We start from the raw sequence: 22,957 nt of genomic DNA, 5'->3' as shown, positions 1-22,957 counted from the left end.
GTCACTTTTCAGATTTTGCTGAATCCTTTCAGCTTTTATACTGAATCGATTCAGCATATAATTCAACTAATCCGAGGATCAGATCATTGGTTATATGATCCTACGCACAAAATACAGGTCACCCATATGACACTTGATGAAATTGCTAAATTGGCTGGAGTATCGAAAACCACGGCCAGTTATGTCATCAACGGCAAGGCGCAGAAATACAGAATCAGTGAAAAGACTCAACAGAAAGTCATGGCGGTTGTAGAAGAGTATAATTACCGTCCAGACCACGCCGCTTCGTCGTTGCGCGCTGGTAATAGCCGTTCATTTGGTTTGATTATTCCGGATCTGGAAAACAGCAGTTACGCGCGTTTGGCAAAATTGATAGAGCAGAATTCACGCAAAGTGGGCTACCAGATATTGATTGGTTGTTCTGATGATGATGCTGAAACCGAACGAAAAGTGGCTGAAGCTTTGGTAAGTCGTCGTATTGATGCCTTGCTGGTTGCGAGCTCAATGCCAGACGCCAACGAGTTCTACTTAAAGCTGCAAAACTCAGGAACGCCAGTGATCGCAATTGACCGTCCGTTAGATGATGAGCACTTTGCTTGCGTACTCAGTGAAGATTTTGAAGCCGCATTTGAACTGACTCACTCGATTCTTGATGACAGCATTCATAGTGTTGGCTTAATCGGCGCACTACCAGATCTGAACATTTCACGTGAACGTCACTTGGGTTTTGAAGCAGCAAACAAAGCACATACTCAACAAATAGGACTAACAGAAAACAAGCCGATGGTTGTGGGTTATGGTGAGCACTTTGACAGAGAATCAGGACGTGAGATTTTTGAGGGTTGGATTGCCAAAGGCACGGTGCCCGATGCGATCGTCACTATGTCTTACACCTTGTTAGAAGGTGTGCTGGATGTAATGGTCGAAAAGCCTGAACTGATCAAGCAAGTAAAACTGGCAACCTTTGGTGATAACCGCTTATTGGATTTCTTACCCTTTAAAGTCCACTCGCTACCACAGCAATTCGAAGTCATTGCCGATAGTGCCTTTGCACTTGCTTTGAACGCATCAGCTAAACGTTATCAAGCTGGCATTGAGTTAGTGCCAAGAAGCTTAGTAAAACGAGGCTAAACGCGGTTAGCTAGAACTTTAGGTCTAGTTAGAATTAAGCAATAAGCCAAACTCTACAATGGCAACAATGCCGAGCAACAAGGCCAACACTTTCCAAAACTGGATTGGGTTTCGGTTTATCAAAGGTTGCTTGGCTTTGCTTTTTACCAAGCTTTGGTTCGGTGTGTAAAGGTCAGCGACAAAATCCCCCAACACTTGATGACGTTCGCTTGGCGATTCCGCACAGGCTTTTTGTAACACCAAATCCACCCAACTTGGTAAGTCAGACCGCTTTTGTGTGATCGGTTGATATTCCCATCGATGGTGACGAGATTGATTAAGCGATTGTGCGGTCATCTCAGAGTAGGGCAATGTACCCGTGAGCATCTCATAGCCGATCACTGCGATAGAGAACAAATCTGAACTTGTGGTCGCCGTATTGTGCTTGATGGTTTCTGGAGCAATATAATTGACCGCGCCTAATGGTGTGTCGTCCTTGTCGGTGAGCTCTCCCTCTTCAAGGCCTCTCACTAGCACCGCACCAAGGTCGATGATTTTAATCTCACCATCACGTTGAATCATGATGTTCTCGGGCTTTAAGTCTCGGTGCACCATGTCAGCGCGTTGTAATACTCGAATACCTTGCGTGATCTTTTCTAAGATTTCGCGCACTTCGTTTAGTGACGGTTTTGGATTATCGTACATCCATTGTCTTAGCGTGATGCCTTCGACCCATTCGCAGATTTGATATAAGAATTGCGAGTGCTCTGGCGTTGGGTAAACCTTCATGATTTTCTTGTTGTGTAGCAAGAGCCCCGCCCATTGTTCATTAAAGAACGCTCGGAGTTGCGAAGGACTATCGTGATATTGAACAGAAGGGACTTTCAACACGAACTCGGTTTGTGTCTCTTTCTGCATCACACGATACACATGGCTTCTAGTGCCTGCATACAACACATCAAGTACCATAAAGTTGTCGATACTTTGCCCGAGTTTTAAAGCGGGTGGGATGGCACGTTTAGCCAGTTTTTCATGGAATTCAATGAGCGAAGGCTTAGGTAGGTGGTTAACTTGCACAATCAAGCAGCTTACGTTGTCTGAACTGTTGTGACTTAAAGCGGTATTACAGATCGTTTGTGCAGCGTGTTCGAAATCAACGCCGGGTTTGTCGATATGTTCCTTGAACGTGTTGGGAGAGACAAACTCGTGTACGCCATCAGATGTCAGTATAAAGCAGTCGTTTTTCTTGATGGGAAGTGTCTGATAGTCAACGTTGAGTTGGTTGTCCATGCCTAAGGCGCGTGTTAGGTAATGCTTCTGCCCCATATTCTTGCGAGTATGGTCGCGGGTCAGTTGGCGCAATTCACCATTTCTTAATAAGTAGATACGGCTGTCACCCACATGGAATAAATGCGCGGTGTTTGATTTTAATATCACGCTGCTGAAAGTCGAAACTAGGGCGTTGTGGTTAACTTGTTGTGCGGAATGAATATTAGAAACAGAGGTATTGAAGAGCCAAGAGTTGAGTGACTTTAAGACTTTCTGAGCCGAGCGCTGAATGCTCCAACTTTGTGGCGTTGCGTAATAGTCGTCGATAAACTGCATCACGCTGGTGTGGCTGGCTTTCTGGCCGTGTTCACTGCAACTTGCGCCGTCTGCTATGCAGGCAACACTGCCTTTCAACTCTTGCTCCGCGCGAGTTTTAGGGTGTTTTACAATGATGGCGTCTTGGTTTTCATCACGGATGCCTTTATTCGAATAACCACCAAACTTGAGCGTTAACTGGTTATTAGATTCTGGCGTGACGACTTGCCCTTGGTTGAATGAAATTGTCATAAGTGCTCTTCTTCTTAATTGGTTTTCTCTCACGTCCTTGAGAGAACATCCTAGGAAGAACAAAAGCCCTAGTGAACCTAGAGCCTTTGAACGCAGTACCAAAGTGGTGAAACACACCTTAGTACCACTCCCGATTCAATAATTCAGTGTTTCATATTAGTGCTGGGACTAACTCGAAACATTGATCAGCGTGACACTGCCATCGTCGTTTACTTCAGCGATTTGCCCGTTTGGTTCTTCCATAAAGAACAGAGTCACAAAGCCAAGAACCGCTGTCGCAGCAATCACTAAGAAGAATGTTTGATAGCTCACGAATGACAATACGGTAAGGTAAACCACCGCACCAACGTTACCGTAAGCGCCAGTCATACCTGCGATTTGGCCTGTCATACGACGTTTAATCAGTGGCACTGTTGCAAACACCGCACCTTCCCCCGCTTGTACGAAGAATGAACATGCCATTGCCGCAACAACCGCTAACCATACTGGCCATGTGCTCTCTACCTGACCCATTGCGAAGTAACCCACAGCTAAACCTGCCGTTAGAATCAGTAGCGTTGGTTTTCGACCAAACTTGTCAGAAATCCAACCGCCACCTGGGCGAGACATCAGGTTCATGAAGGCATAAGCCGAAGCGACCATACCCGCAAGAACGGGCGTTAATTCAAACGTCTCCGAAAAGAATAGCGGTAACATAGAAACGACGGCGAGTTCTGAGCCAAAGGTTGCGAAATACAACACGTTTAACACTGCGACTTGCTTGAATTTATATTGGTGAATTTCAGGCACTTCTTCTTTAAATACGTTCTTGTTTACTTTCCAAACTTGCGAAACTTCGTATACATACAGCGCAGCTAAACTTGCATATACAGCGTAAATCGCCATGTCAGACAACATGCCAATACCTGATGGAGACAGTTTCCAAGCCAGCAGAGCCAGTGCCGCGTACATTGGGATCTTCATAATAAGTAGGAAGAAAAAGTCACCCTTTGATGTCACTTCCATTGCTGTTACTTGAGCAGGCTTGAAGTAGGTAGAACCTTTTGGTGTGTCGGATACGTTTTTGTAGAACACCACTGAGAACAATAGGCTCATTACACCCGTAATACCGACCGCATAACGCCAGCCGTCTTCACCACCAAACGCTAGGGCTAGAGTTGGAAGTGTAAACGCCGCTGCTGCAGAACCGAAGTTACCCCAGCCGCCGTAAATACCTTCTGCCGTACCCAGTTCATTGTGTGGGAACCACTCAGACACAAGACGAATACCGACAACGAAACCTGCACCGATGAAACCTAATAGGAAACGTGCAATCGCCGCTTGAATGAAAGAGTCTGCCATAGCAAACATAAAACAAGGGATTGAACAGACAGCGAGTAGTGAAGAGTAGACTAATCTTGGGCCATACCTGTCGGTCAACATACCAATTGCGACACGCGCCGGAATGGTTAATGCAACGTTGAGAATCAGGAGTGTTTTGATCTCCTCAGTAGAAAGACCAAGTGATGTTTTTACCATTTGCAGTAGTGGGGCAAAGTTGAACCACACAACAAAGGTTATGAAAAAGGCCATCCAACTTAGGTGTAAGGTTTTCATCTTACCCGTAAATGAAAGCAGCGAAAACTTAGTGTTATCCATGGTTTAAATCCTTTAAATCTGGAAAATTACCCGGTTTTAGCATCTGCGTTACTTCTGAAACTCGAACGCATTAATGTGGCTAAAACCTATGCCGAAATTGCTCACGCCGATAAGCGTTTGCATGATGGTGTCGGCGGTTTAGTTAACTGGCAATAGCAAGCGGCGCGAGAACTTGAACTTGTTCTCCTAGCTTGCGAACTTCAAATTTCACGAGCTTGAGCTCGGGTTGCTCTAGACATTCGCCAGTCTCTAAGTGGTAATGCTGCTTGTATAAGGGCGAGGCCACGTAAGGCTCTCCGCTTAGTGAGCCAATAATACCACGTGACATCACATTCGCCTTGCCGATAGGGTCGAAATTAGAGAGCCCATAAAGCGTGTCGCTGCGTTTGCAGTAAAAAATAGCCACTTGGTTGTCGTCTACTTTTGCGCAGATCCCCCCGTTTGGAGTTAGGTCGCGTGTGCTGCATACGGTTGTCCAATTTTCCATGACTTTCTCCTGATCTAAATATAAAACTAATCATTAATTTAATTAGGGTGATAGCCGGCAGCTGTTTTCTTGGGCTGCGCCACTGCCGACTATCTATATTGGGTTTAGTTGTTACGGATTCACTCACTCGTCAATGAGGCTTATGAAACTTCCGTGACTTCGATTTGGTCTGCTTTAGTCAGCTTTTCATCGCGTTTTGCATTCGAAGAATCACTCAAACTTGGCTTAGGAAAACGTTGCTCTCGCTCTTTGATGAATGACAGGCTAGTGTCCATTTCTTCACTGTTGATGTAGTGCTGGAAGCGCTTCATCTTTTCAGGGTTTTCAATGGTGGTTTTCCATTCACACTGGTATTTCTCGATGTTGAGTGCGATGTCCGCTTCGAGTTCTTCAGCAACATTTAGCTTGTCTTCAATCACGACTTGCTTGAGGTATTCAATGCCGCCTTCAAGGTTCTCCATCCATACCGATGTACGTTGTAGGCGGTCTGCGGTGCGTGTGTAGAACATCAAAACGCGGTCGATGTATTGAAGCAGTGTGGTTTCGTCCAAATCAGTGGCGAATAGGTCTGCATGGCGAGGGCGCATACCGCCGTTACCACAGATGTAGAGGTTCCAACCTTTGTCGGTTGCGATAACACCAATGTCTTTCGATTGCGCTTCTGCACATTCACGAGTACAGCCAGAAACCGCAAACTTGATCTTGTGTGGCGAGCGTAAGCCTTTGTAGCGGTTCTCAAGTCGAATCGCTAAGCCAACACTGTCGTCGACACCGTATCGGCACCAAGTGCTACCGACACACGATTTCACGGTACGAACCGATTTACCGTAGGCGTGGCCAGTTTCAAAACCTGCATCGATCAGCTTTTTCCAGATGATTGGCAGTTCGTTTAGTTGTGCGCCAAACAAGTCGACACGTTGACCGCCTGTGATTTTGGTATACAGGTCGAACTCTTTAGCGACTTCGCCAAGCACGATTAACTTATCTGGTGTGATTTCACCGCCAGCAATACGCGGTACTACAGAATAGGTGCCATCTTTTTGCATGTTGCCGAGGTAGATGTCGTTGGTGTCTTGCAGTTCAATGTGTTGATCTTCGAGGATGTAATCATTCCAGTAAGAAGCCAAAATTGAACCGACCGCTGGTTTACATACGGTACAACCTAGACCGTTGCCGTGAGAATCTAACAGCTCATCAAAGGTCTTAATTTTGTTGACGCGGATGATGTCAGTGAGTTCTTGGCGAGAATAAGCAAAGTGCTCACAAATATCGTTAGAGACTTCAACACCTAGGTTACTTAGCTCACTATCCAGAACCTGTTTAGCAAGAGCAGAACAACCGCCACAACCGGTTGAGGCATTGGTGGTTTCTTTCAGTGCTGCCATGGTGGTGCAGCCAGCAGATACCGCGTCTTTAATGTCGCCTTTGGTCACATCAAAACATGAACAGATCACAGCACTGTCTGGCAGAGCTTCGACACCCATTGCCGAACCTGAATCATCCGCCAAGTTAGGTAAAATCAGTACCGATGGGTTCTCTGGTAGTGGCATATCGTTTTGCTTGATTTGCAGTAGCGAGCCATAGGCTTCTGCATCACCAACCAATACTGCACCGACAATCTTTGTACCGTCAGCTGAGATGATCAGGCGCTTATAAACTTGTTCGATTTCATCGTTATAGGTATACGATTGAGCGCCTTCCGTCTTGCCGTGTACTTCACCAATACTGGCCACATCGACACCAAGCAGTTTGAGCTTGGTGCTCATGTCTGCGCCAGTGAATTCAGACTCGTCAGTGCCGTCAGAGACAATATGCGAAGCCGCGATTTTTGCCATGGAATAACCGGGTGCCACTAAGCCGAAGAGCTTGTTGTCCCAAAGAGCACATTCACCAATGGCGTAGACGTTATCGATGTTGGTCTGACAGTGATTGTTGATGACAATACCGCCACGTTCGCCAATCTCGATATCAGAGCTTCTTGCTAGCTCATCTTGAGGGCGAATACCTGCAGAGAATACGATCATATCGGTTTCTAAATGGGTGCCATCCGCGAAGTTCATGCGGTAGCGAGAGGTTTCACCTGCCACTATTTCAGATGTGGCTTTCTCGGTATGAACTTGCACACCAAGGTCTTCAATTTTTCGTCTTAGTAGGGCACCGCCACCGTCATCTAATTGAACGGCCATTAGGCGAGGTGCGAATTCAACCACATGGGTTTCTAAGCCAAGGTTTTTGACTGCGTTTGCGGCTTCTAAGCCAAGCAGACCACCACCAATGACTACGCCAGATTTGCTGCCCTTGCTTGAAAGCTCGATGGCGTCTAAGTCTTCGATAGTACGATAAACGTGACAGTGTTCTTGGTCGTTACCGGGAATAGGAGGAACAAAAGGGAAAGAGCCCGTCGCCAAGATTAGCTTGTCGTAACTTTCAACATGACCGCTCTCAGTGATGACTTGTTGATTAGCTGTGTCTAGCTTGGCTACCTTCTGGTTCAACAAGTAGTTCACGCCGTTGCTTTGGTAATACTCTTCACTGGTTAATGACAAGTCATCAGCGGTTTTACCATTAAAGTAAGCGGTTAACTGAACACGGTCGTACGCTAGCCTTGGCTCTTCGCTAAAAGTAATCACATCAAACTCATCACTCTCTGATTGCAGGATGTTGTCGATAAATTTGTGTCCAACCATGCCGTTACCAACAACGACGATTTTCTTCTTGCTCATAATCCATTCCTTATTCTCGGCTTCATCATTACTAGCATCTAATTTCTAGTCGTTAGCAGTGAATGCCGGGTTGAGATTCCACTCAATTCATAATCATCAAGAAAAACAAAAATGTTTTTTCTAAGTCTTGGTTTTTAGTGGAGCAAGGAGGGTGCCAGATTGTGATTTGTTCATTTAAATAAAAATTAACATATAAAATTCAAGCTCTTAAAATTCCATGGTGGCACGCAATTACCCCTAAAGTGGTGTGTTGATTTTTTGTTAGATTGGCATAAATGAGCATTTGTGGTGCAACTTTCTACAAGGTGGTGCAAAAATTAAGTTTCCATCTTGATTAAGTTCTTCTGGATTCATTGTTGATATTTCTCTATTTATTAAGTTATTGTTTTGTATGGTTAATTTTCCAAGTTAGACAATTGGTGTTAAGTGGCGTGTTATTTGCTTGGTTCAAGTTATTACAATTATGGATAATTGAGCGAGAAACGGATGACCGATTCAAACAGCGGCTGGATAAAATCGACCTGTGCTTATTGCGGTGTGGGGTGCGGAATAGAAGCGAGACCGACATCGCTAGGAAAACTAGAAGTACGTGGTGATAAAGACCACCCGTCAAATTACGGAAAGCTATGTACTAAAGGGATTGCGCTTGGCGACACCGTCACGCCTTTAGGTCGTCTTACACAACCAGCTCATATTCAGAATGACCAAAAACAAGAGCTGGATTGGAACAGTGCAACTCAGTTAGTCGCAGACAAATTCAATCAAACGATCGAAGAATTTGGAGCCGATTCGGTCGCGTTTTATGTTTCTGGTCAGCTGCTTACTGAAGACTATTATGTTGCCAATAAACTGATGAAAGGCTTCATCGGTAGCGGCAATATCGACAGTAATTCTCGCCTTTGTATGGCTTCAACTGTGGTTGGGCATAAGCGTGCATTTGGTGCAGACACAGTACCAGTTTGCTATGAAGACCTCGAGCAAGCAGAAGTGGTCGTCATCACTGGCTCAAACCTCGCTTGGTGTCACCCGGTTCTTTTCCAGCGCTTACGTGCTGCCAAGCAAGCCAACCCAGAAATGAAAGTGATCGTCATAGACCCGCGTTACACCGACACCTGTGAAATTGCTGACATACACTTGGCATTGGAGTCAGGCTCAGACGTGGCGCTGTTCAATGGTTTATTAGCCTACTTAGATGACAACGACAAAATCGACTCTGATTACATTGAAAAACACACCCAAGGTTTTACTGAAGCGATACGAACCGCCACAGATTACCGTTATACCGAATCAGACTATACCGAATCAAATAACGGCGACAAAAGCGTTCCTAAACTGACCGGGCTTACTGAGCAGCAACTCGAACAGTTCTACCAGTGGTTTGCATCTAACGAGAAGGTACTGACTATTTATTCCCAAGGTGTAAACCAATCCACACAAGGGTGCGACAAGGTAAACGCCATTATTAACTGCCACTTAGCGACTGGCAAAATCGGTAAGCCGGGCATGGGACCATTCTCTGTCACAGGCCAACCGAACGCGATGGGTGGGCGTGAAGTAGGCGGCTTAGCCAATACCTTAGCGGCACACTTTGAATTTGGTGATCCACAATCACACCAAACCGTGAGCGAATTTTGGCAGACCGACAGCTTAGCCACACATGCAGGGTTGAAAGCGATCGACCTGTTTGATGCCATGAATGAGGGCAAGATAAAAGCTGTGTGGATCATGGCAACCAACCCAGTCGTGAGTTTGCCTGATAGCGAGAAAATCAAAACCGCACTAGAAAAGTGCCCGTTTGTGGTGGTGTCGGACTGCATTGCCGATACGGAAACCACACGTTTGGCTGATGTGGTGTTGCCTGCGCAGGGGTGGAGTGAAAAGTCCGGCACCGTGACTAACTCTGAGCGTCGAATCTCACGTCAGCGCCGCATATTACCAAGCCCAGGAGAAGCTAAACCTGATTGGTGGATATTAAAAGAAGTCGCGCAAAAAATGGGATTCAAAGAGCAGTTTGACTTCCGCCACGAAGGCGAGATCTTCAAAGAGTATAGCGAGATGACAGCGCTCGGTAATGAAACGGGCAAAGCGCGTGATTTGTGCTTAATTGGATTAACTAAACTGGACGAAAAAGGCTATGGCGAGCTGACTCCACAGCAGTGGCCAGTACTTGAGTATCAACCAGAGATCATTGAACAGCGCATGTTCACCAATGGCGAGTTCTTTACTGAATCTGGCAAGGCGCAGTTTATTGCGGTTGAACACGATAAGCCGATTGCCGATACCAGTATCGAATTTCCGCTCATCATGAACACAGGGCGAATCCGAGATCAATGGCACACCATGAGCCGAACTGGCTTGGCTGCTGGCTTAGGTGAACATACTCCCGAACCTTTTGTTGCCATGCACCCAGATACGGTCGCTGCACTTGGTTTAGAAAAGTTCGGCTTAGATGAATTTGGCTTAGATGCTTTCAACCACGCCACTATTAATCCTGTAGTGAAAGTGCGCAGTGCACAAGGGGAGTGCAAAGCCCGCTTAGTAGTGACCAAAGAGATGCGCCGCGAACAAGTCTTCATGCCAATTCACTGGAATGCACCGACCGCTAAAGACAGCAAACCGTGCGACTTAATCTTACCTCATACCGATGCGGCATCAGGCCAACCAGAATTCAAACACACACCTGTTGTCGTAGAGCCGTGTGGCTACCGCAGTGAAGCCGCATTGGTCAGCGACAAAGTGATGGATTGCAGTGGCTTTGATTATTGGGTTCGCCAAAGAGTGGAGGGAGGTTTTCTGTATCGCATCTCATCATCTAAGAACCCGATGGAGTTGGTGATCCAGCTTGCCAACACCCTCGATGCCTTGCCTGAACCCAATACAGAAGCGATTAAATCACTCCATTACCACGGTAATAAGTCATTCAAGAACTACGGGTCTGCCAAGCTGGATCAATTTGGTGTGAAGCAAGCGTTCGTAGTGAACAGTAAGCTCGACCATCAAAGCATCGATTGGCTGGTGGAATGCCTAACCCGAGTAGCCGATGAAGAGTTCGAAGCCGAGTTCTTGAGTACTATGGCGAAGTAGCTGACTACCTCTAACCTATTCATACTTAAAGTTAAGCGCCGACAATTACGTCGGTGCTTTTATTTGAGAATACAATGTCCGGACCAGCAGTTTGGGGCACTGAGTTAAGTGAGTACAATGACAACAAGAAAACACGAATCAAACATGCTTATGAATTCAAAGTCGAAGCGCTTAAGTTAGCTGACAAAGTCGGTGTCGCTGCTGCTACACGACAGTTATCGTTATATGAACCATAAAACCTATGGAGGACGTAATGCCGTCAAAAAGATGCGAAAATCAGCGACAGAGAAAAATAATTCGCAATTGAAAATGTCAAACTTAAACAATCGGTTGTCTTTCTAGAATGTTAAATCGTATTAGGTCGATTCGACTAAACAAGGAAACTAAGTGCTATAACAGGATGAAGCCTATGTTGAGGGTTGATTTGATTGGATAAATTGAACAAGTTTTCTTTTTAGTTGTTTATGTTCTGTTTGAGCTATGTATATGAATTGGTTGCTATGGCCCTTCTCTGAGTTGATATATTGTTCAAAGTTTACTGGGACTCCTGCAACCGACAACTCTAAGTGTAAGTGAGGTCCCGTTGTTCTACCTGAATTGCCAGTCAAACCGATTATCTGACCTTTTGTTATAAAATCCCCAGTCAAAACATGTCTTTCTGAGAGGTGCAGGTAGCGTGCGTAGTTTCCATCAGTATGCTTTATGGTTAGGTAATTTCCGGCAAAACGGTTATAGCGAGACTTCAAAACAACGCCATCTGACAGTGAACGAATTTTTGTACCAATAGGGGTCGCGTAATCTGTTCCGAAATGTGGTGTAATACGGTTAGTTATTGGGTGTTTTCTGTTTAAATCGAACGGTGAACTCACTCGAAAATGCAGAGGAAGAGGGAATACATAGTCATTGTTTAATTTATAGCCATTTTCATTGTAAATATTATCATCAGCTCCTCTCATTGCGAAAAACTCTATATCACTACCTAAATAGTAAAAAGCACTGACATATTCTTGATTGATTCCGTTATTTTGGGTTTTTATTGAGAACTTATCACCGTTATTAACTGATTTTATAATGTCAAAATTGTCTCCTAATAAACTCAATAGTGATTTTAATTCGTTATTCGTCAAACCAGAAGATAGTACAGAACTGATAAAAGTATATTCAACAACACCTGAAACCATTTCAGATGTAGTAACAGGTATTATAGTCGGACGATTTTCGGAACTAGTTACGTTAGGAGCTTGTTTTTTATTAGTATTTGAATGGCTTACAATTAGGTATATAGCGATAGGGATGACAACTAAAATCATCAGATAACCGGATTTTAAGGCGTTTAGACTTAAATGTCGCTCTCTTTTAAAGTACATAAGCTATCAATAAAATTCAATTAATGGGTGAAAGTTGGGATTAGATCATAATATTTATTCATTTTTTTATCATGTTGTTTTAGTTAATTCCTTCGTAACGACTGGTTAAAGGTGTAGGGTGTTTTTTTAGACCGACAAAAAACAAACCTTTCACCTTTTTATTTAGCCAAATTGTACTTTATAAGTAGTTATTCTGTCATGTTGAGAAAATTCCAGACGATAATATAATCGCGACAAAATATACTCTGCCAGAATACTATGTTCACTAAATATACGCACAAATCAACATTAGGCCTTATTGTTACATCGCTTTTCTTAAGTGCATGTGGTGGTGGGGAAGGTGGTGGTGATAACATCCCGCCAGCAAGGAATACAGGAAGCATCTCGGGTAACGTTTATGATGCCCCTGTAAGTGGTGCAAAGATAGAGGTGTTCGAATACAAGGATGGAAACTTAGGTAGGAAGCTGGCAAGTACAACTTCCGATGCCTTTGGTGACTATAAGGTTGAATTTGAATCTTCATCGATGCCACTTTTCATCGTAGCAAAAGAAGGCAGTTATACTGACCCTCTAACAAAAAATACGGTGTCTTCTAGTAACGGAAAGACACTCCGTTTAGAGGCCATGGTTAACTACAAGGAAGGTGGTGACCAGAGCTTAATGATAACCCCTTTGACGAACATCGTATCGGGCTTAACTAAATATAAGGTTGGCAAGGGAGCATCCGATTCTGATGCTATATCTGAATCAATTAATAGCATTAACGATATGTATGGTTTCAATGTTAACGAAACCAAACCAATTGACATAACTAAAGGCGGTCAAAGTAGCTTTGCTACATCAGGACATAAATATGGCGCCTTGTTAACCGCTTATTCTTCATTTGCGAACGACCTAATCCAAAAATACGGTGAAACTCAAAGTGATATTTACACTTCGATTCATTTAGCGGATATTCAGTATCGAGATGTGATTGCTGATGGTCTTCTAGATGGGCAAGAAATAAGTGCAGTGTCAGGAGGCGTAACCCCTTTAACCTTTGGTCAGCAAAAAGTTTCTAGTGATATTTACACTAACGATTTAGCTCAGCATGTTCTGATTGTCGTCAATGATCTCAACTTAAATGTTTCGGGCACGGGCGCAGGCGACTATGTTGAGTTCAGTAATAAAGTTAACGACCTTGGTACTAGCACAGGAATCGAGGGTGTGTTGCCACCCCGTGATGAAACTGCAATTGATACCCAAGCTCCTATTGTGTCTCGAACAGACAGCGATGTGTTGGCAGGGGTTGATAGACTGGATATAAAAATAAATGATGAAATCGGCGTTCAAGGTATCTCCGCGTATCTAGAATACCAATTGAATGGAGAGTGGTCTTATGGACATAAGTGTGACGATAAGACGACTTCGGGTAGTGATTTTTGTTTTATAGAGTTTAATGACTTTCAGGCGGGTCTTCGTGAAACAAGCGTAAAAGTAAGGGTAAACACTAAAGCTATCGATGCTGTGGAAATTGACCCTAAAACTGATATTTCAAATGTTACCGCCGCCCGTTTGGCTTTTTATACCACAGATGTCTTGGGCAATGAGCTAGTTAAAACACGTGATACAGGTCATTACGTCGAGTTTAAATGGGACAATTATGCGCCTGTAATTGAAGTCACTTCAAGCAGTTCAATAAATAATAGTACCCAAGAATATGTACTTAAAGGCATCGTAAAAGAAGGCTCGCAACTGGTTGAATCAGTTACTGTTTCATTTAAAGGTGGCTTGGATGAAGTCGTTGCTTGTGGAGGATATACCTGTGAATTCAGTAAAGAATATTCAACAAGTGAATTTGTAACGCAAACGACATTTTTAATTAAAGCGAGTGATAGCAAAGGTAATGTTGGTAAGAAGATTCACGAAGTCGCTCGTGATGATCAAGTACCAGCACAAGTGATTAGCTACCCTGAAAATGCCCCAATGAATTACGTGAATGTTGGTGTTGATGGTGAGCGAGTAACGAAAGAAGATATATATACACAAGATACGTATACATCAGAGTCGGTTAACTCGACTCGTGAATACCTGAAAATCGATTACCTTTACGCTAGTAAAGGGATTTTAAGTTCAATACCGAGTGTTGATTTTAGTAATTTCAATATAAATCTCTTAAAAGAAAATAAAATTCCATATATTCGCGTAAGGGTATCTGATGGTAATGGCAATATCGGGTTAGGTACTAGTGCTGAAAAACTTAAGTTAGTTGTAAAATATTACGTTAGCCAAAATAATGATAATAATTACGTGCTTCAAAAGGTGACCGATACTGTAGCTTCTAGCGCTAACATTCCACATGAGAGTATTCTGGATGAAGACGGCCATGTAAATGAAGTGATCTACTATGTTCCCTTCGTCAAAGAAATATTGGGCGATAACTTCGATTCAACGTCGGAAAACACCAGTCAAAAGTTAGTTATTCAAACTATTGATGAATCTGAAAATGAAAGCGCTGAACAAAGTGTTTATTTTCGAAGCAGTTTCGATTTACCAACGATGACGATCGTTACTCCTTTTATTGGCGCTAATGTTTTGTTAGAGGGGTTAAATCCCAAGGGTGAATTTACTTCGTTAGGCAGATGCACCACGATTCAACATATAGAAAGCAATGGAGCAACTAAAGCTCTTGATGTTGCAGGATGTGATACGACAACTGATGTCGTGAACTACGATTTTATGCGGGTACGTTTAATCGGTGTTGATGGTAATACACAGCCCTATTACTATAAATGGCAGAAAAATCCAGACTCACAGTCAGAGAAAGTTGACTTAAATAGCACAAACTTAGGAGCTTACTTTAAACTTAATGGCTCCAAGACATTTTATATTACTGAACTATCGGCATACCAAACCGGATTGTTTGACTCTCAATGGAATCAAGTTGAGGCTGGAAATAAAACACCTGAGGTTGCTTTCCAAATTTTAGGCGATGTCCAAAATGCTCTAGCTGATGGTAGTCAGTCCTTTTTCGGGTTTGACCCAACTCTTGTATCGTACGCAACGAATGAGATGCTTCAAGGAGCAATTCCAGAAAAATTGTCGAATAATTATATACACAGATTTTTAGTGGAAGCTATTTACGATCTGACTCAAAAGCATAATATGCTTTTGAGTAGCTCTGTTGATTTTGCTTCCGCCATTTACGATGATTTGCAATATGATGGTCTAGCAAATGGCATTGGTAGTGGTGGAAAAAAACTAGTTTTAGACTCCTATGAATTTAGTTCAGATTCTTATCGGCATGATTTAGCACAGTCATATTATGACATTATGACTGTTAAATATGGTGTTGAAGCTAACTTCGCTCAAAGGTACGCCGACCATATATCAATGGCTAACCCTGATTTAAATAACAAATCAGTTATTGAGGGCGAGGGTGAAAGTATTGACAAATCACCGCCTAAACCATCCCTGAACATCGAAAATGGTCGAGAAACATGGGTCGGAAACAAGCATTACGTGGCTGGTGTAGTTGATTCTCGAGTTGTCTTGGAAGATCCGTCTGGCATTGTTGTAAAAGCGGGTAGTCAGCCCTCTTTTTCTACTATGTGGTATGAAAAAAACAAGCCCAATGCGGGAATCCCAATTGATGTGAATATTCAAGAGTCAGGTAGTGGTGATAACTATAAAAAAGAGTATTTATTTACCCTTAATACGGAGTCTTCAGATCTCAAAGGTATGGTTGAATTTGCACTTATAACGAGTGCTATGGATGAACATCAAAATAGCTATGGCTACAATGGACACGCTCCTCACACAGTAAGATTGTACATTGATAACGAATTTCCCTTAGCAACGTATATTTCTCCTAGCGATGGGAACGGCCAACCAATCGACGAGAGTGTTTATTTAAACACCAATTATGTCCAAGAACTAACTTTCAAAATTGACGATATTGTTGGTGATAAGCTGAATATGCGTGGCCTTACGTTCTATAACTCGGTAACGGGTGTTACGCATGATTATGAGGCTAGTTCACACTTTTCAAGTAATACAGAGAATGATTTTAAGGTAAAGCTGTGCTCTGGGAATAAGTGTAGTACTGAGGGCAAAATTATTAGTCCCGAAGATGGAAACTGGGCGGTATATGTTAACGCTGAAGACAATTTGTCTAATAGAGTTAATCGGCAGACACCCAGTGCACCTAAATTTAACGTTTTGCTAGATTCAAAAGGTCCGGTTGTTAATGGGGCTAAAATCGCTAGTTATTTAGGCGGAAATTCAAGTTGGGTTCCAGATATAACGTGGAGCTTAAGTCCTGGTCGTTTGGTGGAAGTGGATATGAAGCGAGAGTCTGGGAGACGCTTCACTTTACAACATTACGAAACAGAACCTGCGGTGAGTGCAGAACCTTATTTATTAGGTACACAACCTAACGTAGAAGTTAGGTTGGTGGCAGATGCATTCAAATATAATGAGAAAAACGTATTCTACGTAACAGCAACAGACAGCTCTTATCCATCGGGTACAAATAACGGTGAATTCGAGTTTCAAGTTGACAACAAGGGGCCTGTAATCGAATTAGCTGAACCATGGGTGGTAGATAACAACTCTGGTGAAAGTTATGTTCTTGGTTCCCACTTTACTGTGAAGCTCAACTCTATATCTGATGATTCCGACGTATCTAAGGTTGAGCTCTGGCAGCAAGGTCAAGGTGCCGCTATACGTTCAATTGTCCCTAAAAATCCAACGCAACCGTTTGACATTGAAATTGCAGAAAATCTAAGTAGGAACATTGTTATTGGCGACGATAACAAGGCGAATTTGTATCTTAAAGCTGTAGACGAATATGGGTTCGAATCTGAAACGGAAATGAAAGCTATTTTGTTGGATCGTGAAGGGCCATCGCTAAAACTTAATGCATTTGATCCTGACAGCTATTATGTGGGGGGCTATATATTCAATCTATCTGCACAAGATTTAAATGGTAGAGGAACAGCTTCAACTGACGGTGTTAATAAAGCAACATTAGAGTATTGGACCTTTAAAGAGAACGCCTCTGATGCAAGTACCTCGGTCGGTGAAGATATGAAGGTTCCTTTAGGTGGCCAAAATGATGGCGATAGCGCCGTTCGCACAATAAGGTTAGCTGGCTCGGATGTTAGGGGGAATACGACAAGCGTCGATTATGCGGTTAAAGTTCAGAATTCTGAACCAACAATTCATTCGGTAACCTTTACATATGAAGATGGGACACCAATTTCCTCTGGTGGAGGGAACCAAATTACTCGTAATGATCCAGTCATTATCACTATTGATGCTGAAGATCAAAGCGGGATACCGTTGGTGGAGGGTACTTACCAATATGGTGAGCAATCCAACAAAATTTCATTTTCTCAGAAGGACGGACTCTGGCAAGCTAGATTAACATCCGCTGAGTTATCAAATGACGGGAGTTATGAGCTGAGATTCAAAGTTTATAACAACGTTCGTTATAATTCAGGCCAAGATAGACCTACATCTGAAAGATCAGAAAGTATCAATGTTCAACGTCAGGGTGTAGTGCTTTCAATCGCTAAGCCAAATGATTTTCAAAGTCATATTGCGGGGGATACCTTAAATGTTGAATTCGCACCTGTAGGGAATGTGAAAGCAAAAAAACTAGAATGTTGGGTTAGAGAAAATTACACCTCTGACGGGGTGCCTAATGATGGCTCAAACAATGCTTATTCAGGAGTTATTACTAACCCACAAGAGAGCTATAAATGTGGTGTCAAAACGAATGTGAATATGTCGGTTTCTCCTGTTGTTTTGATAGCAAAAACAGTCGGAACAAATGGCACTGAAACCGTAAGTAAATTCAGCTTTAATATGATGGATATCGAAGCGCCTTTGGTTGAACAAAACACATATCAATTTACAGGTAATGATGTTGGCCTAAACGCTAAAGGCGAGAAGATGTTAAGTTTGACTTTGAGCTTTAAAGACAATCTTTCTGGTGTAAATATTATTGATGGTAACAAGCCTTTATTGGTGAGAAATCGTTTAAATATACCTTTTGAACCAAAGAGCTGTAGTACAGTGTCAGACGTAACGACGTGCACGTATACAGAGCTGTATGCTGACATTCTTCCTCCGGGGGCGTTACGACATTTATACACTATTAAGAATTTATCTGACTCTGCTGGAAATTTAGGTTCGGACCATGCTTTAGAATTATTGCTTCCAGCCCAAGGTGATTTGGATGTCATAATTAGCAGTCCTACTGCAGATTCTATTATTCGAGGTGAGACGCTTGAAATGAACTTTAAGGTCAAGGTTAGGAAAAATTCTGATCTTGAAAATGTCGTCGCGAACTTGTACGGTACTGCGTACAGTTTAAATGATCACCCGGAAAAATTTTATCCTTTTACAACGTGTGCCAATGGTTATTTTTGCTCCACATTTATCGCTCCATTAGATGATAAGCTTGATGGGCAGAGCATCAAGCCACGAATTCAAGTCATTGATGTATGGGGTGAGTCAAAAAGTGATGAAGTCAGTGTAATGGTAGATAATAGTAAGCCAAATATTGATGGATCTGTAACTCTTAGCCAATCTCCTGATAATGCGAACCTGATTAGATTTCAATTTTCTGCTTGGGATGATGGCAGTGGTTTGGCAAGCGTTAAGTATACAGTGATTAATCCTAAGCATGTTTTCGATAAAGATGACGTTGGCGACAGCTCACACCTCTATTTTGAGCTTCCAAAAACTGACTTACAAGGAGTAAACTCAATTCGAGTCAATGTCGAAGCAACGGATAATGTTGGTTGGGCTCAAAACAAGACAATCGATATAGATATAAGTACCCCAACCATTGGAGTGGCTTTTGATAGAATATCAAGCTTGCAAGGAGGCAAGCTTGTTTTTACCAATAACAGCCAGGTATTCAACATTACGTCTAATGAGGGGGCGAACGTAAAGGCTTCGCACTATTCTATCGATTTGATTCCTAATTCAGGTAGCACGATTAGCTTTACTGGAAAAATAGTGTCTGCTAAAGGCTCAGACACTATGACTTTTGGCGTTGATGACCAATTACCGTATAAGTACAAAGTAACGGTGACTGACTCTATAGGGCGGACCATCACTGATTTTGACATGTTCAATCGAAGTTACAATGCTCAAGGGGTTGAATCGATTGTTGATTACCAAGCACCAGTTATCACAAGTATAACTGGTCGTCAGGATTCGATGACTCCTGTGAACGGTCAATATTATGTGAATGTTAGAGCATACCTTTCAGATAAGAACATAAGTAGTGTCGCTTCGACTGCAGATAATGGGACGGGTATCCTTGTTAATCCTCAGTCGATAGTAAAACCCGCCAATGACGGTGACCCATACTTGATACGTTATCTGTTATCACCGGGCAACTACTCGCTAAAAGTAACAGCGGTAGATTTAGTTGGTCATAAAGTTGATAAATTAATAGATCAGAAAGTAGCAGCCGCAAGCATTCCAGCACTCGCGATATCGACAACCGCGTCAATGCCATTAGCTGGTGGCGTTGAAATTCCACTATTGTTTACCTTTACCGAAGAGGTTAACAATTTTGAATTTTTGGATTTGAAAGTGAACGCCAGTGATGGCAACGATACCGGGATTTTGAAGCAGGCTTCTTGGAGAACGACAGACAATATAACTTGGACTGTTGACTACATAACTCCAATAAAACAGAACAAAACCATTACGATACGGGTAGATGATGATAGCTATCAAAGTGTAAACACTATCCCCGGTACAGGGGATAGTTTGGTTTTAGGGGTTGAGGGTGTGTTGCCAACCCTGTCTAACGTGACATTTGATCCAATGCATCAGCAAGTAGGCAAAGATGTACAAGTAGCCCTTGAATTTGATAAGGAATTACAAGAAGTAGCGGCTATGCTGGGTGGAAATCAAATCAACTCACTCACTGCTACGGCTGATAAGAAAGTTTGGAAGGGCAACGTTCAAGTACCTGATACTAATGAATTAAGCGTGGCTTTGATTGTAGAGAAATACAAAGATCTAGTGGGTAATTTGGGTGCGCAAGACAGCACACATTCTTTGCCTATTACGCCAACGTTGGTCATCACGCCAGTGAGCAGCGTGGATGGCAGCAATGCCGCGAACTTGGCCTTCTCAGGCACATCGACGCGTTTTGATGGCCAAGGACTTAGCCTAGAAGTGAAAGCGCAGGGCAATGATGCGGTGCTGAAAAGTGGCTCGGCGACTGTCGCCAATGGTGGGGCTTGGAGCAGCAGTACCGTTGACATCAGCGATCAACCGAACGGCACTTACAGCGTGATTGTGACGGGCACCAACGCCTCAGGCGTGCAAGTCACCGAAAGCGCAAGTTTTACGCTTGCGCAAGCCATGCCGACGTTAACGAGCGCGACGTTTAATCCAACGCACCAAGCGATAGGTCAAAGTGTATCGATCAGCCTTAAGTTCGATAAAGCGTTGCAAGCGGCCAGTGCTGAATTAGGTGGCACTGTCATCTCGCTGACGAAAAGCGCGGATGTCCGCGTGTGGACAGGGGATGTATTGGTTCCTGCGTCGTCTGATCTGAATGTTGATTTGGTGGTGAAAGATTACCAAGACTTATCGGGTAATTTGGGTGCGCAAGACAGCACACATTCTTTGCCTATTACGCCAACGTTAGAGATCACCCCTGTAGGCAGCGTGGACGGCAGTAACGCCACTAGCTTGGTATTTTCAGGCACATCGACGCGTTTTGATGGCCAAGGACTTAGCCTAGAAGTGAAAGCGCAGGGCAGTGATGCGGTGCTGAAAAGTGGCTCGGCGACTGTCGCCAATGGTGGGGCTTGGAGCAGCAGTACCGTTGACATCAGCGATCAACCGAACGGCACTTACAGCGTGATTGTGACAGGCACCAACGCTTCAGGCGTGCAAGTCACCGAAAGCGCAAACTTTACGCTCGCGCAAGCAGCGCCGACGTTAACGAGAGCGACGTTTAACCCAACGCACCAAGCGATAGGTCAAAGCGTATCGGTCAGCCTTAAATTCGATAAAGCGTTGCAAGCGGCCAGTGCTGAATTAGGTGGCACTGTCATCTCGCTGACGAAAAGCGCGGATGCCCGCGTGTGGACAGGGGATGTATTGGTTCCTGCGTCGTCTGATCTGAATGTTGATTTGGTGGTGAAAAATTACCAAGACTTATCGGGTAATGTGGGTGCGCAAGACAGCACACATTCTCTGCCTATAACGCCAACGTTGGTCATCACGCCAGTGAGCAGCGTGGACGGCAGTAACGCCACTAGCTTAGTATTTTCAGGCACATCGACGCGTTTTGATGGCCAAGGACTTAGCCTAGAAGTGAAAGCGCAGGGCAATGATGCGGTGCTGAAAAGTGGTTCGGCGACAGTCGCCAACGGTGGGGCTTGGAGCAGCAGTACTGTTGACATCAGCGATCAACCGAACGGCACCTACAGCGTCATTGTGACGGGCACCAACGCCTCAGGCGTGCAAGTCACCGAAAGCGCAAGTTTTACGCTTGCGCAAGCCATGCCGACGTTAACGAGCGCGACGTTTAACCCAACGCACCAAGCGATAGGTCAAAGCGTATCGGTTAGCCTTAAGTTCGATAAAGCGTTGCAAGCGGCCAGTGCAGAATTAGGAGGCACGGTCATCTCGCTGGCGAAGAGTGTGGATGCCCGCGTGTGGACAGGGGATGTATTGGTCCCAGCGTCGTCTGATCTGAATGTTGATTTGGTGGTGAAAGATTACCAAGACTTATCGGGTAATTTGGGTGCGCAAGACAGCACACATTCTCTGCCTATCACGCCAACGTTGGTCATCACGCCAGTGAGCAGTGTGGATGGCAGCAATGCCGTGAAATTGGCCTTCTCAGGCACATCGACGCGTTTTGATGGTCAAGGACTTAGCCTAGAAGTGAAAGCGCAGGGCAATGATGCGGTGCTGAAAAGTGGCTCTGCGACTGTCGCCAACGGTGGGGCTTGGAATAGCAGTACCGTTGACATCAGCGATCAACCGAACGGCACTTACACCGTCATTGTGAAGGGCACCAACGCTTCAGGCGTGCAAGTCACCGAAAGCGCAAACTTTACGCTCGCGCAAGCTGCGCCGACGTTAACGAGTGCGACGTTTAACCCAACGCATCAAGCGATAGGAGCTGAAGCAGCTGTGATTGAATCGGTTTTTACTCTGAATAAGGGCGTGAGATCCGCGGCGGTTATTAAACCAAACCTATTTCATCAAACTTTTGAGTTAGACTGTAATAAAAAATTCGCAGCATAGCGCCAATCGTTATACAAGAAATGAGAAAAAGGTCTGCCCGTTGAGCAGACCTTTTTTATACACATATCTCAGGCTATAAATATTGAAGTGTACGATATCCCTATCGCCTCTAATTTTCCCACAAATATCGATATAATGTTCAGTGTGAATGTTGTTTTTAATTAATGTCTATTTTTATTGAAATATTTTCTTTCAAATTAATTCATTATTTAGGTGAAATTTAACTAAGATAATTATTATAACTAGTGATGTGATCAAAATGCTGATTTTATCGATATTTTGCATAGTGTTTTTTGATGTGAGCCCCATAAAAGTACCATCTTGATAATAGATGGGGACTCTATATAGTAGCCACATCACACTTTGTAATTAGTGTGGTGTTCTGCTTTGGGTAATTATTTTACCCCCTATTTTTAGCTAATTTG

Annotated in this window: 8 protein-coding genes and 1 pseudogene; 4 read left to right on the top strand and 5 right to left on the bottom strand. The window is 43.7% G+C overall.

Going from position 1 to position 22,957, the window contains the following annotated elements:
* Window positions 1–126: 126 nt before the first annotated feature.
* Window positions 127–1,131: a catabolite repressor/activator gene (gene cra / locus Q5H80_RS18985; protein ID WP_304569643.1), complete on the top strand. Its 1,005-nt coding sequence runs from the start codon at window positions 127–129 to the stop codon at window positions 1,129–1,131.
* A 24-nt stretch (window positions 1,132–1,155) separates the two neighbouring features.
* Here cra and Q5H80_RS18980 read toward each other — a convergent pair whose 3' ends face one another.
* From Q5H80_RS18980 to nirB, 4 genes are all read right to left on the bottom strand, one after another.
* A complete protein-coding gene (locus Q5H80_RS18980) occupies window positions 1,156–2,946 on the bottom strand; it encodes a bifunctional protein-serine/threonine kinase/phosphatase (protein ID WP_304569642.1) in 1,791 nt (596 codons plus the stop codon).
* Between the two features lie 168 nt (window positions 2,947–3,114).
* A complete protein-coding gene (locus Q5H80_RS18975; RefSeq protein WP_304569641.1) occupies window positions 3,115–4,584 on the bottom strand; it encodes a NarK family nitrate/nitrite MFS transporter in 1,470 nt (489 codons plus the stop codon).
* Between the two features lie 142 nt (window positions 4,585–4,726).
* Window positions 4,727–5,071: a nitrite reductase small subunit NirD gene (gene nirD, locus Q5H80_RS18970; RefSeq protein ID WP_060981505.1), complete on the bottom strand. Its 345-nt coding sequence runs from the start codon at window positions 5,069–5,071 to the stop codon at window positions 4,727–4,729.
* Between the two features lie 140 nt (window positions 5,072–5,211).
* On the bottom strand, window positions 5,212–7,794 hold the full coding sequence (nirB, locus tag Q5H80_RS18965) for a nitrite reductase large subunit NirB (protein WP_304569640.1): 2,583 nt from the start codon (window positions 7,792–7,794) through the stop codon (window positions 5,212–5,214).
* Window positions 7,795–8,265: 471 nt separating this feature from the next.
* Here nirB and Q5H80_RS18960 point away from each other — a divergent pair, with 471 nt between their 5' ends.
* Window positions 8,266–10,878: a molybdopterin oxidoreductase family protein gene (locus Q5H80_RS18960; protein WP_304569639.1), complete on the top strand. Its 2,613-nt coding sequence runs from the start codon at window positions 8,266–8,268 to the stop codon at window positions 10,876–10,878.
* A gap of 74 nt (window positions 10,879–10,952) precedes the next feature.
* Window positions 10,953–11,146: pseudogene (locus Q5H80_RS18955) on the top strand (hypothetical protein); the annotation flags it as partial.
* Window positions 11,147–11,285: 139 nt separating this feature from the next.
* Here the strand turns inward: Q5H80_RS18955 and Q5H80_RS18950 are convergent.
* Entirely contained in the window at window positions 11,286–12,245 is a 960-nt protein-coding gene (locus Q5H80_RS18950) for a peptidoglycan DD-metalloendopeptidase family protein (protein ID WP_304569638.1), read from the bottom strand.
* Between the two features lie 258 nt (window positions 12,246–12,503).
* Here Q5H80_RS18950 and Q5H80_RS18945 point away from each other — a divergent pair, with 258 nt between their 5' ends.
* Window positions 12,504–22,532 carry a tandem large repeat gene (locus tag Q5H80_RS18945; protein ID WP_304569637.1) on the top strand — a complete coding sequence of 3,343 codons (10,029 nt, stop codon included), beginning with the start codon at window positions 12,504–12,506 and terminating at the stop codon, window positions 22,530–22,532.
* Window positions 22,533–22,957: the final 425 nt, after the last annotated feature.

It is taken from the genome of Vibrio sp. SNU_ST1, assembly GCF_030563405.1.
Classification (GTDB): Bacteria; Pseudomonadota; Gammaproteobacteria; order Enterobacterales; family Vibrionaceae; genus Vibrio.
The sequence above is the reverse complement of the archived record's forward strand: the minus strand, read 5'-3'. Positions and strand labels throughout refer to the sequence as shown.

Excerpts from the sequence above, each read along its gene's own strand:
- cra (WP_304569643.1), top strand. The coding sequence starts at position 127 with ATGACACTTGATGAAATTGCTAAATTGGCTGGAGTATCGAAAACCACG.
- Q5H80_RS18980 (WP_304569642.1), bottom strand. The coding sequence starts at position 2,946 with ATGACAATTTCATTCAACCAAGGGCAAGTCGTCACGCCAGAATCTAAT.
- Q5H80_RS18975 (WP_304569641.1), bottom strand. The coding sequence starts at position 4,584 with ATGGATAACACTAAGTTTTCGCTGCTTTCATTTACGGGTAAGATGAAA.
- nirD (WP_060981505.1), bottom strand. The coding sequence starts at position 5,071 with ATGGAAAATTGGACAACCGTATGCAGCACACGCGACCTAACTCCAAAC.
- nirB (WP_304569640.1), bottom strand. The coding sequence starts at position 7,794 with ATGAGCAAGAAGAAAATCGTCGTTGTTGGTAACGGCATGGTTGGACAC.
- Q5H80_RS18950 (WP_304569638.1), bottom strand. The coding sequence starts at position 12,245 with ATGTACTTTAAAAGAGAGCGACATTTAAGTCTAAACGCCTTAAAATCC.
- Q5H80_RS18945 (WP_304569637.1), top strand. The coding sequence starts at position 12,504 with ATGTTCACTAAATATACGCACAAATCAACATTAGGCCTTATTGTTACA.